Source organism: Kolteria novifilia, from assembly GCA_007748055.1.
Taxonomy (GTDB): domain Bacteria; phylum Planctomycetota; class Planctomycetia; order Kolteriales; family Kolteriaceae; genus Kolteria; species Kolteria novifilia.
This window is the reverse complement of record CP036279.1, coordinates 2,899,993-2,914,456: the sequence shown is the minus strand read 5'-3', so window position 1 is coordinate 2,914,456 and position 14,464 is coordinate 2,899,993. Positions and strand designations below refer to the sequence as shown.

Genomic DNA, 14,464 nt, shown 5'->3' with positions numbered 1-14,464 from the left:
AAGTCGCCAGCAGCGGAGTCTAATCTTCAGTCGGAGGATGCGGGAGCGAGGTCGTTATCCACACACTTCGTCCCTCAATCGGAACATCGGAGCGCTGGATCGTTCGCCGAACGCGGCCCGGAATGATCGCCAGCATCGCGGAGTTCCCATCGCTGTCAGCCTTTCGCCATCGAGACAACAATCCCGCGTTCCCGAGGAGGGGCAGTCCATGGACGAAGCCGAGGAAACCAAGGGACACCTCGACAAGTTTCGGCGCGAATTCGAGACGCTCCGCTCCGAGGTCGCCAAGGTGATCGTCGGACAGGAGGAGATCGTCGAGGGGACGTTGCTGGCACTGATCGCCGGTGGACACGTGCTGCTCGAGGGGGTTCCGGGACTTGGCAAGACCCTCCTGGTTCGGACGCTCGCCGATGCCCTGCACCTCCAGTTTCAACGCATCCAATTCACGCCCGACTTGATGCCCGCCGATCTCATCGGCACCAACGTCGTTCTGGAAACGCCCGAGGGTCAGCGTCGTTTCGAGTTTCAGAAAGGGCCGATCTTCGCCAACGTCCTTCTCGCCGATGAAATCAATCGAGCGACCCCCAAGACTCAGTCCGCGCTGCTCGAAGCGATGCAAGAGCACTCGGTCACCATCGCGGGTCAGACCTACCGCTTGCCGGAACCCTTCTTCGTCATGGCGACCCAGAACCCACTGGAGATGGAAGGAACCTATCCCCTTCCCGAGGCCCAGCTCGATCGTTTCCTCGCCAAGTTGATCGTGGAATTCCCAAGCGCCGACGAGATCGAGGAGATCCTCGACCGAACCACGGAGGTCACCGAAACCAAGGCCGAGGCGGTCCTGCAGGGCGAGGAGATCCTCCGCATGCGTCACGTCTCGCGGGAGATTCCAATCGCCCAGGAGATCCGTCGGCACGGGGTGAACATCGTCCTGGCGACGCACCCGGAGCACGAACTCGCCTCCCCGCTCGTCAAGCGCTTCGTTCGCTACGGTTCCAGTCCGCGCGGCGCGCAGTCGCTGATTCTCTCCGCCAAGATCCGCGCCATTCTCGATCACCGCTATCACGTCGCGCGAGAGGATCTCGACGAGATGGCCAAACCGATCCTTCGCCATCGGCTCATTCTCAATTTCGAGGGTCAAGCCGAGAGTATCAATGTCGACGACGTCGTCGAGGATGTCATCCAATCTCTCTCGGCGCCGGCGGCGGTGTAGCGTGGCCCGAAGCTTGGCACGCAAAGGAGTGAATCGACCGTGGCACTCTTCGGTTCGGACTTCCTGCGGAAACTCGAGTACCTCTCGCTCGTCTCGCGACGGACGTTTCGTGGCCAGCTCCTCGCGCAACGTCGGACGATGCAGCACGGGGGCGGCATCGAGTTCTCCGACCATCGCGACTACGCACCGGGCGACGACTTTCGTCACCTCGACTGGAACGTCTTCGCCCGGCACGACGAGTTGCTCCTGAAGCGTTTCCAGCAAGAGGAGGATCTCCACGTCTACCTCCTGCTCGACGCGTCGAAGAGCATGGGATTCGGAAATCCCCCGAAGTTCGATCTCGCCCGACGACTCGCCGCGGCCCTCGCCTACATCGCGCTGGCGGACCTCGACCGGATCGCGCTGACGGTCTTCGCCGACACGATCGTCGACGACTTCCCGCTGGCGAGGGGCAAGGCCCGGATCCTGACCTTGATGGCCTTTCTCGAAGGGCTTGAGCTTCGGGGTCGCGACACCGACCTGCGCGGCGTCGTTCGCTCATTCGTCCATCGCTCCCAGCGGCGTGGTCTCGCGATCGTCATCAGCGATCTCTTCGATCCCAAGGGCTACGCCGGCGGCATCGACCTGCTACGACACCACGGCTACGAACCGCATCTGCTTCAGCTTCACGATCACACCGAGGCGAACCCGACGATGTTGGGCGACGTCGAATTGGAAGACATCGAGAATGGCTCGGTTCGCAAGGTCACGGTGACGGAAGCCAATCTGCGCCACTATCGCCAGCTCTTCGAGGACTTTCAGAAGGGCGTCGACGACTACAGTCACCGTTACGGCATCGGGCACACGCGTTCGACCGCCGACGTCCCCTTCGACGACTTGATCCTTCGCATGATGCGTGCCCAGGGAGCGGTCCGTTGAAACAGTCATCGTGGGAGCAGCGGCGATGAACCTGACGAGTCCCTCGGCGCTCGGCTGGCTCGCGTTGGCCTTGCCCATCGTCATCCTTTATGTGCTGAAGATCCGCATGCGCCGCGTGCCGGTCTCGACCGTGCTCTTCTGGCAGCAGATCTTCGACGAGCACCAGCCGCGATCCCTTTGGCAGAAGCTTCGGCACCTGCTTTCGCTGCTGGTGCAACTGGCGTTTCTCGCCCTGCTCGTGCTCGCGCTGACCAAACCCTACTTTCCCTGGGAGTCGACCGCGGCGCGCCGCGTCGCCCTGATCGTCGACAACTCGGCGAGCATGAACGCCACCGACGTCGCGCCCGACCGTTTGGGCCAAGCGAAGACGATCGGCCAGGGGATCATCGATGCTTTGCGCCACCGAGACGAAATGACGATCATCACCGCCGGCACCGCCCCACGCGTGGCCTGCGGATTGACGGGTCACCAGCGAACACTGCGGGGCGCTCTGGCCGACATTGAAGCGACCGACGGTCCCACGCGCGTCGCGGAGGCGGTCACGTTGGCCCGCCGATTGATCGGTGATCGCGACCAAGGCGAGATCATCCTCTTGAGTGACGGCTGCTTCGAGGATGACGAAGAGATCATCGGCGCGGAAGACCTCCAGTTCGTCTCGATAGGTAAAGCGACCGACAACGTCGGCATCACCCAGCTTCAGGTTCGCCGGAGTCTCGGCGACCCTATCGGCTACGAGATCCTCACCCAAGTCAGCAACCTCGGCGAAAGCGAGGTCTCCTGCCGTCTCGAGATCGACCTCAACGAGGAGATCGTCGACGTCGTGCCGTTGACACTCGCTCCGGGAGAAACGTGGTCGCGTGTCTTTGAGAAGACTTCCGCCCTGGGCGGCCGACTCGTCGCGCGACTGAACCACACCGACCGTTTCGCCCCCGACAATCAAGCGTATGCGGTGCTGCCCGACCGTCCGCCGCAAGAGGTCTTCCTCGTCGCGAAGGACAATCTCTTTCTTCAGAAAGTGCTCGAGGCCCATCCAGTCGTCCGGCTAAGCCTCGCCGAGCGGCCTCCCGAGACGGTCCCTCCGGGCGCGGTCCTCGTCCTTCACCGTCACGCGGGAAATACGCTCCCTACGGGAAACGTCCTCGTGATCGAGCCGGGCGGGTCGACTCCCCTCTGGACGCTTGGAGAGACGCTTTCGAACCCGATCGTCGTCAAGGAGGAACGCTCCTCCCCCCTTCTCCGGCACGTTCGTCTCAACAACGTTCTCATGCCCGAAGCCCGGCGGCTCGAGCCGCTCACTGACGCGGATGTTCTCGTCGAGTCGGTCTCCGGCGATCCGCTCTATCTCACCTTCGACCGCGGCGACGAGGGGAAGGCACTCGTCCTCACCGTCAACCTCGACAAGGGCGATCTGCCGCTCCGAACCGCCTTTCCGATCCTGGTGACCAACGCCCTCCACTGGTTCGCCGGCGACCAAGGGGAGCTGCGCGAATCGTTGACCACCGGTTCCTTGACGGAGATTCCGATTCCCTCGACCGAGGCGGCCACGTGGAACCTCGTCGATCCACGAGGCGAGGAACTCGCGTTGTCCATCGCCGACGGCAAAGCGACCATCGGCCCGCTCGACCACGCGGGCATTTGGACCGTTCGCCCTTCGAGCATCGAGTCCGCGGAGGACGAGAAACGGGTCGAGCCCGCGCGGATGATCGCCTGCAACCTGGCAAGCAAACGCGAGAGCGATCTTCGCGTCCCTCGAGCCTCGCTCGACGAGTCCGCCCTGCTCCGAGCCGGTTGGGGCGGGCGTCCGCTTTGGTTCTACTTGGTCGTCCTGGCGTGGCTGCTGGTGACGGCGGAATGGTGGCTCTATCAACGCCGATGGATTGGATGACATGTCCGAAGCTTGGCTCGACAATCCGGGGTTCGAGTTCGAACTGACGCGACCATGGTGGTTGCTCGGGCTCGTCGCGTTGCCGATCCTTTACCTCACCTTCCGTCACAGCCTCGTCGACTTTCCTCGCTGGCAACGCCGCCTGTCCTTGGTTGTCCGAAGCCTGGTCGTCGCGCTGTTGGTTCTCTCTCTCTCGGGGCTCGCCCTACTGACCACCACGCGGGAACTCTTCGTCGTTTTCGTGTTGGACAAAAGCTTGAGCGTCGCCGACTCCTCAAGGGAACAAGCCGCCGCGTTCGTCGATCGCGCAGTCGAAGAGGCTGGCTCCAACCGAGTCGCGTTTCTCTCCTTCGGCCAGCGGCCGGGAGCCATCCGATCGGAGCGCATCGGCGAAACGGAAGCTCCACCCGAGCGAGGGACCGACATCGCCGAGGCCATCACCGTGGCGACCGCCGCGATGCCCCCCTTCTACGTGCCCCGGATCGTTCTGCTCTCGGATGGGAACGAGACCGCCGGCGACTCGCTCACGGCCGCTCTCCATGGCGGTGTCCCCATCTCGACCGTCATGCTCGAAACGCGAAGCGATCCGGAAGTCCAAGTCTCCTCCGTCGACGTCCCGGCCCAAGTCGCTCAAGGGGAGCCGTTCCACGTCGAGGTGCTCATCGATTCCAATCATGACGACGAAGGGCTCATCGAGGTCTACAACGGCGCGATCAAGGTCGTGGGAGAACGACGCAAGATCCAGAAGGGAGCCAACCGCTTTCGCTTTCGCCAGTCGATCGACAGCAATCGCTTGGCGGAGTTCACCGTCCGCATCAGCGGCTTCGACGATACGCTTGTCGACAACAACACCCACTCTGGCCTTGTCTTCACGACCGGCAAACCGCGAGTCCTTCTGATCGAGAGCGAGCCGAGCCAGATCCGCGACTTGACGTGGGCTCTCGAGGAAGAGGACATCGCGATCGAGACGCGTCCTCCCGTCGGCATGCCCGAGAGCCTCGCCGATCTTCAGAACTTCGAACTGCTGATCCTTTCGAACGTTCCCGCGACCTCGCTGACGGCGAAACAGATGGAAGTCGCACGGTCCTACGTGCAGGACCTCGGCGGCGGCTTGATCATGCTCGGCGGCGATCAGTCGTTCGGATTGGGTGGCTACTACAAGTCGATCCTCGAGGAGGTACTCCCCGTTCGCAGCGACTTCGAGAAGGAGAAGGAGAAGCCGAGCCTCGCGATGGTGCTGGTGATCGACAAGTCCGGCTCGATGGGCGGCCAGAAGATCGAGCTCGCCAAGGAGGCGGCCAAGTCCGCCGTCGACCTTCTCGGTCCGAGCGACAAGATCGGCGTCATCGCGTTCGATGGTCAGAGCTACTGGGTGGTCGACGTCCGCCCCGTTTCCGACAAGTCGACCATCCTCGAACGCATCAGCACGATTGAGGCCGGCGGTGGCACGACCATGTATCCAGCGATGGAGGAAGCCTATCTCGCTCTCGGTCAAACCGTCGCGAAACTCAAGCACGTCATCGTGATGACCGATGGCATCTCCTCCCCCGGTGACTTCGTCGGTCTTGCCGAGACGATGGCTCTGGAGCGGATCACTCTCTCCACCGTCGGCGTCGGCGATGGGTGTGACGAGGTGCTGCTCGAGGACATCGCCCGGACCGGTCGAGGACGATACTACTTCACCAACGATCCTCAATCGATCCCGCAGATCTTCGCGAAGGAGACCGTCACCGCGAGCAAGTCCGCCATCAACGAGGAACCATTCATCCCTCAAGTCATCCGACCGACGCCGGTTCTGTCGGAAGTCGACATCGAGTCGGCCCCCTTTCTCCTCGGCTACGTCGTCACCCGCCCGAAGCCGACCAGCGAGTTCATCCTCGCCACCGAATCGGGCGATCCACTCTTGGCGTGGTGGCGCTACGGGCTTGGGATGAGCGTCGCGTTCACCTCGGACGCCAAGAGTCGCTGGGCGGCGGAGTGGCTCTCCTGGCCCGGCTTCGGTAAGTTTTGGGCTCAGCTCATTCGGCACGCGATGAGAAAGAGCGACTCGAAAGGGGTCGTCGTCAAGACCACGCGCAAGGATGGTCACACGAAAGTGGTGATGGACGCGGTCGATCCCGCTGGGCGATTTGTCAATCGCGCCGAGACCGAGCTGACGGTGATTCGTCCGGATCTGGCCAACGAGCAACTGACGATGCGGCAAACCGCTCCGGGTCGCTATGTCGGTCACGTCAAGACCGACCAGCCGGGAGCCTATCACTTGCGACTGACCCAGCGCCGCGACGGAAGCCTCGCCCATCAACAGACCCGCGGCACGATCGTCGGCTATCCCGAGGAACTTCGGCTTCGTCCCCCAGATGAGCAACGGCTTGAAGCGATCGCCCGAGCCACGGGCGGCATTCACCAAATTGACTCTGGGGAGGTCTTCGCCACACCCACGACGACCGCCAAGCGGGCGTTTCCGCTTTGGAGCTATCTCATCACCGCCGCGTTGTCGCTCTTTCTCGTCGATGTCGCCCTTCGTCGGATTGACTGGTCGCTGGTCCTCGTGTCCTGACCGGCAAATTCGATTCATGAAGCGTCGTTCATCGTTCGTACAGGATGTTGCCGAGTCGAAGGTGTCTTCCGCATGCCCACGGCCAGCGTGGGCGTGGCCCCCAAGAGTTCTTGGTGGTTGAACGAACCAATCAGGACATTATGTCGACATTGGCGGCATCCGTTTGCCTAGTTGGACCGAATCGTGTACCTTTGGTTAGATTCGCATCGAGCCGATCACTCGAACAAGGGAATGAGCCATGCGTGAGGAATTCCTGTCTCGAATCGCGAGCGTTCGCCGTCGCCAGCACTGGTCGCTCCTGCAGCGAGCGATGATTCGCGGGCTGCTCATCAGTTCGTTGGCCGGCATTCTTCTGGGTGGTTGGCGTCTCTTCACTCATGAGCCCATCACGACACCGCAGATGGCGTTGATCCTCCTCTTGGGGCCGGCGTTATCCTTGCTCCTCGCGTTTGCTCGACTCCTGGCCGGTGACGGGACCAAGAGCGCCGCGAGCGCCATCGACCGGCAATTCGGTCTCAAGGATCGCATCCTCACGGCCCTTGAGTTTCTTCGCGGCGACGACTCCGGCACGCTCCAGTCCCTGCAAATCGAGGATGCGACCGATCATCTCCGCCGTGCTGATCCCAAACGGGTCGTCTCGCTGGTCCCCGCTCGCGAGTTCTACTACGGGTTGGGAGCCTGCTGCCTAGCGGTCGGCTTGCTCGTCATCCCGTTGCCCACGCAGGAGCCCCTCGCCGCGAGCCCGGTCGTCCTGCCTCACATCGAGCAGATCTCTCGCGTGATGGCGGAGGACCTTGATGAACTCGATCAACTCGCCCAGGAGGAGAAGGAGGTCGAGTTTCAAGAGTTGGTCGAGGAGCTACGCGAACAGACGCGGGAACTCGAACAGCCGGGAGTTGATGAGCACGAGGCCCTCGCCAAGCTCTCGGAGATGGAAGCCTCGATTGCCACGCTACAGTCCGAGCACAACGTCGCCGCCGTCGACGCGGCGCTGGCTTCCCTCGGCGACGCGATGAGCGCGGCTCCCGCCCTCGCGGAAGTGGCCGATGCGCTCAAGAAGGGCGATCACGACAAGGCGGCCGAGTCCCTGGAGTCGCTCGAACAGGCCAAGCTCTCGCGCAAGGAAGCCAAGGCGGTCGCCGATCGCATGATGAAGGTCGCCAAGCGCATGAGCGACAATGACATGGGCCAGACCAGCAGCGCCGTGCGTACGATGTGCGAAGGGATGTGCGACAACGACGGCACGAACAAGCGAATGTGCCAAGGCGCCCGGATGCTCGCCAAGCGTTGCCGGTCACAATCGCGTCGAAAGCGAATCGGCTTCTGTCTGCAATGCCAACTCGCCAGACTCTCAGAGTGCAAGGGCAACTGCAACAAGAACAGCTACGTACGGCTACACATGCCCAAGAAGTCGACGCGTTCGTCCCAGTCGTTCGCCATGAGCAGCAGCGGCAATGTCGACGGCGAAAAGACCAACCTCCTCTCGCAACGACAGCGCGAGGAGATCACGGGAATCCAAGGCGAAGGCCCATCGTCGGTCGAGACCTCTAGCGCTCCCGAAACCCGACAGCAGGCCGGGCGTGGATTCCGCGAAGTCTATGGCAAGTACCGCAAACTCTCCGAAACGGTGCTGGAAAGCGAACCGATTCCGCTTGGCCACCGGCAGACGATCCGCCGCTACTTCGAGTTGATTCGGCCCGACCGGCAAGACCTCGACGCGATGGCGCCGCCCGCCCCATGAGCACGGTCGATTCGCGAACGCTCCTACGTCGACCAGGGCTCACTTGCCGCCAACGCTTTGATACAACTTGAGCATCTTCTCGAGACACACCGGCAAGCTGTACTCCTCACGGATCAGCCGAGCGGCCGCTTCCCCCAGCCTCCGATAGCTGACGGGGTCATCGAGCACCCGATGGGCTTTCTCGACCATCGCGTCGAGATCGAAAAAATCGGTCAACAAGCCGTTGTTCCCATCGACGACCACATCGCGCACCGGCGCGGTGTCCGAAGCGAGCACCGTCGCTCCACACGAGAGGGCGTTGAGCAGCGACCACGAAAGGCAAAAGGGAACGGTCAGATAGACGTGAAGGTCGCTGATCGAAAAGAGCTTCGCGAGTTCCTGGGGCGGAATCCTGCCTAGGAAGCGAATCCGCGTAAGATCGTAGTCGTCCTGCGCGAGCACCCAGTCCTTGAACGACGGACCGCCGATCGCTTTCTCGTCGCCGCCGTAGCAGATCCGATCCTCGCCAACGACCAGGACGATGAGGTCGCGTCGTTGATCGCAAAGGCGTTTGGCCAGCTTCATGAAGATGTCGAACCCACGCATCGATTCGAAACCGCGGGACACGTAGGTGACGACCTTCATCTCCTTGGGGAGTTCCTTGTCGCCCATCATCCGCGTGACATTCTCGCGGCGGCTCCAGAGATCGACGTTGATGCCGTCGAAGATCGTCCGCACTTTCGGATGAAAGACCTCGGGCAATCGGCTCCGTTGCCACGGAGTCGGGCTGTAGGCCGCGTCGCAGTTCTCCAGATCCAACAGCAGCATCGCGTTTCGGGCCTTGGCCCGCAGACGGACGATCTCCTCGGAGGTGAATTCGGGGCGAAAGTCGATGTCGGACTCGCGCGGGTGATAGAAGTACTCGAAGTAGTTGATGATCGGGCAGTCGTAGAGTTCGCGCAGAAACAGGGTCGATCCGAAACCGGAATGCCCCACCACGAGGTCGGGCTTGATGTCGGGGCGTGCCTTGAGCGCCTCGAAGACCGCGTGGGTGTGCCAGATCGCGTTCTCGAAGGTCCGACTGCAGAAGTGACTCTTCGAGGTGGCTCCGCCGCGGATCTTGTATTGGACCCGCTCGATGCCTCCCCTCTTGCCGGCCGGTTTCTCGGAAACGAACGTACACCGATAGCCATGATGCTCGACGAGATAGTTGGCGATATGGCCAAACTGCGCCGGGTAATTTTGGTGCACGAACAGCACATGCATGAAACGACTCCACCCTCAAGCAACGCAAGGATCGCTACCGAGGCGTGTGAGGCTTTACGTCGTCAACGACGGATGTCCCACCATTTCCCCCCGGCCAAAGAGTGAAGATCCTAGCCAAAGCCGGGTCGGGGCGACAGGTTCATTTGCCGACCGAACTTGTCGTCTCGGCGAGTCTTCGATGGGGTGAGTTCGAACAACACGGGGGGTGGTCCCTCGAACTTCCCGCCATTCGCGGGAGTCGGGGTCGGCGAATTTCAGAAATTTTCTAACGCCAGGGTGTCAAAATGAGAACCATCGTCCATTCACCAAGAGTGTAATCCAATTCTCGCCAGACATCGGGGCCAATCCCTCCGAACCAATGCTAGACCATATCACCCACACGCAGAGAATGGAGCAATTTCCAGCCTAAGGAGTCGACTCTCCCATCCCCCTTGTAAAAGCCTATTTTCGGACCGACAGATCCTGTTTCCACGGCATAGTCCAACGATAGTGAATCACGGGCGCTCTCGAATTGAGAACACGACACTTCGAGGCCCGTACATCCGTTAGATTCTTCCCCGCTTTCCTTGACAAACGTTGCGTCGTTACCGAATAAATGGAGCATGTGAAGAAGAGAAAAAGGTTTGATGTTTGAACGATGTGGTTCAGCCGTGATTGCGGGTGCGGCTCGATCCACTCCTCAAAGCGGATGCGTTGCAGCACCGCATCCGGATGCAACGGTCCCAGCACCAGATTCAAAATTTGGAGAACCCGCATGCAGCAACCCCCACCTGATCGACTCACCGCGTGATTTCGGATCACCCGACTTCACCGGCGTATTCACCCAATGACACTCGTTCTTGGTTCGCCAGCTTCCTGATGCGGCAGCGCCGTGTCCTGAGGGTCTTCTACCGTCCGAAGACAACGAATGAACCACGAAACCAACGAAATGCCCTCGTTCATCGCAGTTCCACCATGTGACCGTCTCCATGGAAGAGAACGTCAGGAAAGATACTGATCGCCCGGAAAAACGATTCCCAGGTTTGGTCGGTCTCCCGGGCCGCAACGAACGAGCTGGCTGCGGCATCGGACCATCGGGCTCCGATGCCATTGAGTCCCGTATTCCTCGAACAAGTTGCCGCCGATGAGCCCGTCGAAATGAAGACGACGTCGCCCATCCGTTTGGAGAACGATGTGACTATGAACGTTTCCCCCTCACGTTCGCGCCGACTCTCTGTCGAGAGGTCGCCGTCGCGACGAGTCTTCACCGAACCCGTCTTGCGCGTGATCGGTGCGTTCCTTGAAGGCGCGGGAAGGCAGCTTCCGTCCGTGCCCAATCACCTTCGGCTCGAGGAACTCGAGAACCGTTGGGTTCCCGCCACGCTCTTCGTCGACGACGACTTTGTCAGCCCCTCCGGCAACGATTACGCGACGATCCAGAGCGCAATCGACAACGCCGCCGTGGGAGACGTCATTGAGGTCGCGGCTGGAACCTACAACGAGAATGTCGTCGTCGATGTCAATGATTTGACCATCCTCGCGACCGATGGCCCCGATGTTACGACCATCAACGGTCAATCGGGCAACGGCGCCGTTCGCGTCGTCGCGGGGATCACCGACTTCGCCTTCGGTGGCGCGACGACCGGTTTCACCGTCAACGGGGGTGCAAATCAAAACGCCGCCCTGTACCTGGGGGCCAACGGTACTTCTTTCGAAGTCACTGGCAACCGCCTCAACGCCGCCGACGGCGAAACCGCCATCGAAACCGAAGGTGGACAGGCGAATCACGTCTTCACCGACAACATCTTCGACCTGGTCGACGGCGCCACCAGCAGCCGCCCGCTCGTCTACGTCAACGGCCGGTTCGTCAACAACGACTCGACGAACATCGATTTCATCGGCAACACCTTTTCCGCGACGGCAACCCCGAGTCCGCTTCTCGGTCTCGAATCGGGCGACGGGCTGATCGAGGGCAACACCTTCATCGGAACGACCCAGTACGCGAGCATCGAAGTCTTCACGGGCGGAAACACGATCGTCGATAACGTCTTTGAGGGTCCCGCCGCGCCCGGCGTCCGAGAATTCTTGGATCAAACGAGCCTCGGAACCGGTGGTGGGACGGCCTACGACATCCCGACGGTCCTCGCGAACAACACCTTCTCGCATTCGGTCATCGTCGATCAAGGGGGCGGGACCTTCTTGCCCGCGATTTGGGCCAACATTCAAGACGCCATCGATGCCGCCTCGGCGGGCGACACGATCTTGGTCGGGGCCGGGACCTACGACGAAGATGTTGACATCAACAAGAGCTTGACGCTCCTTTCCAGCGCCGGCGCGGAAGAGACCATGATCAACGGTCAAGCCGGAACCTATCGCGGCGCCGTCCACATTCTCCCGAATCTCGCGGACATCACCGTCGGGGGCGAAGACCAAGGCTTCACGATCAACGGGGCCGCCGGAGCCGAAGCGGCGTTCTTCGTCAACCCGAACGTCGACAACCTGCGGATTGAGGACAACATCATCAACGCCCCGCAAGATGGACTCGGGCTCGAGTTCGGCGGCGGCCAGACCAACCACACGATCATCGCCAACACCTTCGGGATCGTCGAAGGGGGAACCAACAACAAGTCGATCGTCTACCTCAACGGTACGATCAGCGTGAACAACGCCTCGACGAACGTCGACTTCATCGGCAACGTCTTCGGCGGCGTCTCGACCGTCAGCCACCTCATGGGCTATGAGGGCGAAGGCGGACTGATCCAGGGCAACACCTTCAGCGGTGCCAGCACCACGGGAAGCCTTGGCATCGGCGGCCTCAACAACACGATCGTCGAGAACATCTTCAACGGACCACCGGCTCTCAACAAGATTGAGTTCGAAGACGCCTTCGATCTCGGCTACAACATCCCCGAAATCCAAGCGACGAACGAATTCGCCCAAAGCGTGCTCGTTATCCGAAACGGCGAGTATCTTCCCAGCATCTGGGCAACGGTTCAGGGCGCCATCAACGCCTCCCAAGCCGGGGACTCGATCTACATCGGCCCGGGCACCTATGAAGGCTTCGTCGTCGACAAGGACGTGACGGTCTACGGCTCGGGCGCCGACGCGGTGATCGCCGGGCCCGTCGTCCTCGAAGCCCAGGGTTCGACGATCATCGACGCGAAGATCGCCTTCGAGCTCACTGGCGAGGAACCGGGCGTCGAACTTCGAGGCGATCAAACGGGAATGGCTCGGACGGTCCTCGAATTCACCTACGATGGAGACGCGACCGGCAGCGACGTCTTGGTCACCGGGAGCAACGCCTTCCTCCTCGGCCTCACCGTCAGCCGCTTGAGCGACGCCAACACGCGGACCGAACCGCAAGTCCTCATCGACGGGGCCAGCGGCACCCAGCTTCTCAACAACAGTTTCACCGGTCAGATCGAGGCGATTCTCGATCCGAACGCGACGCTGTCGGTCTCCGGAAACAGCATCACCACCCCCGCTCCCAATAAGATCACCGTCGCGGGGCCGGGAACGAGTGCCGTCCCGGAGGGAGTGAGCGTCAACCTTTCCCAAAACAATTTCGCCGGCGGCGAGCTGATCCGTTTCCTCGCCGTTTCCGACGCCGGCATCTGGAACTACTTCACCAGCGCCACCGCGGCGCAGGACTTCCCGGGAACCGTCTCGATCGAGGACCTCTTCCCAGGGACGCCGTACATCATCACCGGGTCGTTCCCGGTCGAGATCGCCGGCACCGATCCTGGCGAGTTCACGCAGATCACCGTCGTCGATCAACCGATCGAAATCGTCGACGCGACGCTCAACGTCCTGCTCGACCCGCTCTACGCGGCAACGGTCGGGGATAGCTTCCTCATCATCAACAACGAAGGATTCAATCCGATCGTCGGCACCTTCGAGGGAGTCGCGGAAGGAGATCGCTTCGCGGTCGATGGCGATACCTTTGAAGCGACCTACGTGGGCGGGGACGGCAATGACTTCGTCCTGACCGTCGTCGAGGTGACGCCGCGCGACGTCGGTGGCCAAGGAATCGGTGTCGCTCGTGGTGCCGGCTTCACCTACAACACCAGCCCGCTCTCCGCGTTCGACGCCAGCCAGTTCTCCGAGGTCACCTTCGGCCTCGTCGACGACTTCAAGGTGATCGGTGACTGGGACGGCAACGGCACGCCGAATGTCGGGATCGCTCGTCCCGTCGACGGCGTCCTCCTGTGGGCGCTCAACACCAGCGAACTCAACGCGTTCGATCCGAACGCGTACGTCTCCGGCACCTTCGGGGTCGCCGGTGACACGCCGATCATCGGTGACTGGAATGGCGATGGGGCCACCGAAGTCGGGATCTATCGATCGGCGTTCGCCTCCTGGACGTTTGATCTAAACGGAAACCTTGGCTTCGATCAGGATGATCTGAATCTAACTTACGGCATCGCGGGTGACCTCCCCGTTGTCACGGCCGTCGGAGCGGAGCAGTTCGCTCAGATCGGCGTCGTTCGCGACGCCACTTGGTTCCTCAACAATTCCCCATCGGTCTCCGAGTTCGATGTCGCCAACACGCTGCCCCCGTTCGTTTTTGGACTCGGTGGTGACACTCCCGTCATCGGCGATTGGAACGGCGATGGGGTCAGCGATGTCGGGATCTTCCGCGATGGCGTCTTCTCCCTGAACGTCAACGGCGACGGGGAGTCGTTCACCAACTTCTCCTTCGGACTCTCCGGCGACATTCCCATCGTCGGCCTTTGGACCAATCCCTTGACGCCCGTGACGACGTCCGAGCCACAAACGGAGGGTCTCATCGACTCGATCATGTCGGACGACGAGGAGGACGACCTCCTCGGTTGAGTTTCCTAGCAACCCGTCGATCAACGCGGGCCGTTCGTAGCCGTCAGCAAATCAAACGCCGGCTACGAAGTGTGGTAGAGGAACGAGTCG

At 61.5% G+C, this 14,464-nt stretch carries 7 protein-coding genes; 6 read left to right on the top strand and 1 reads right to left on the bottom strand.

The window, feature by feature from the left end; all coding sequences use genetic code 11:
• Nucleotides 1-208 precede the first annotated feature (208 nt).
• The 5 genes from Pan216_RS10840 to Pan216_RS10820 all read left to right on the top strand — a co-directional run bounded on the left by Pan216_RS10840 (nucleotide 209) and on the right by Pan216_RS10820 (nucleotide 8,314).
• On the top strand, nucleotides 209-1,213 hold the full coding sequence (locus Pan216_RS10840; RefSeq protein WP_145258013.1) for an AAA family ATPase: 1,005 nt from the start codon (nucleotides 209-211) through the stop codon (nucleotides 1,211-1,213).
• A gap of 39 nt (nucleotides 1,214-1,252) precedes the next feature.
• Nucleotides 1,253-2,131: a DUF58 domain-containing protein gene (locus Pan216_RS10835; protein WP_145258012.1), complete on the top strand. Its 879-nt coding sequence runs from the start codon at nucleotides 1,253-1,255 to the stop codon at nucleotides 2,129-2,131.
• Nucleotides 2,132-2,156: 25 nt separating this feature from the next.
• On the top strand, nucleotides 2,157-4,016 hold the full coding sequence (locus Pan216_RS10830) for a vWA domain-containing protein (protein WP_145258011.1): 1,860 nt from the start codon (nucleotides 2,157-2,159) through the stop codon (nucleotides 4,014-4,016).
• 1 nt (nucleotide 4,017) lies between these two features.
• Nucleotides 4,018-6,573: a VWA domain-containing protein gene (locus Pan216_RS10825; RefSeq protein WP_145258010.1), complete on the top strand. Its 2,556-nt coding sequence runs from the start codon at nucleotides 4,018-4,020 to the stop codon at nucleotides 6,571-6,573.
• A 238-nt stretch (nucleotides 6,574-6,811) separates the two neighbouring features.
• Nucleotides 6,812-8,314 (top strand): coiled-coil domain-containing 22 family protein, encoded by a 1,503-nt coding sequence (locus Pan216_RS10820; RefSeq protein WP_145258009.1) that lies wholly within the window; start codon nucleotides 6,812-6,814, stop codon nucleotides 8,312-8,314.
• 39 nt (nucleotides 8,315-8,353) lie between these two features.
• Here the strand turns inward: Pan216_RS10820 and Pan216_RS10815 are convergent, their stop codons facing one another.
• Complete coding sequence (locus Pan216_RS10815; protein WP_145258008.1) at nucleotides 8,354-9,559, bottom strand: glycosyltransferase; 1,206 nt, start codon at nucleotides 9,557-9,559, stop codon at nucleotides 8,354-8,356.
• A 1,308-nt stretch (nucleotides 9,560-10,867) separates the two neighbouring features.
• Here Pan216_RS10815 and Pan216_RS10810 point away from each other — a divergent pair.
• On the top strand, nucleotides 10,868-14,374 hold the full coding sequence (locus Pan216_RS10810) for a hypothetical protein (protein WP_145258007.1): 3,507 nt from the start codon (nucleotides 10,868-10,870) through the stop codon (nucleotides 14,372-14,374).
• Nucleotides 14,375-14,464 lie beyond the last annotated feature (90 nt).

What these genes read in the sequence shown, in the direction of transcription:
- Pan216_RS10840 (WP_145258013.1), top strand. Translation starts at nt 209, where the DNA reads ATGGACGAAGCCGAGGAAACCAAGGGACACCTCGACAAGTTTCGGCGC.
- Pan216_RS10830 (WP_145258011.1), top strand. Translation starts at nt 2,157, where the DNA reads ATGAACCTGACGAGTCCCTCGGCGCTCGGCTGGCTCGCGTTGGCCTTG.
- Pan216_RS10825 (WP_145258010.1), top strand. Translation starts at nt 4,018, where the DNA reads ATGTCCGAAGCTTGGCTCGACAATCCGGGGTTCGAGTTCGAACTGACG.
- Pan216_RS10820 (WP_145258009.1), top strand. Translation starts at nt 6,812, where the DNA reads ATGCGTGAGGAATTCCTGTCTCGAATCGCGAGCGTTCGCCGTCGCCAG.
- Pan216_RS10815 (WP_145258008.1), bottom strand. Translation starts at nt 9,559, where the DNA reads ATGCATGTGCTGTTCGTGCACCAAAATTACCCGGCGCAGTTTGGCCAT.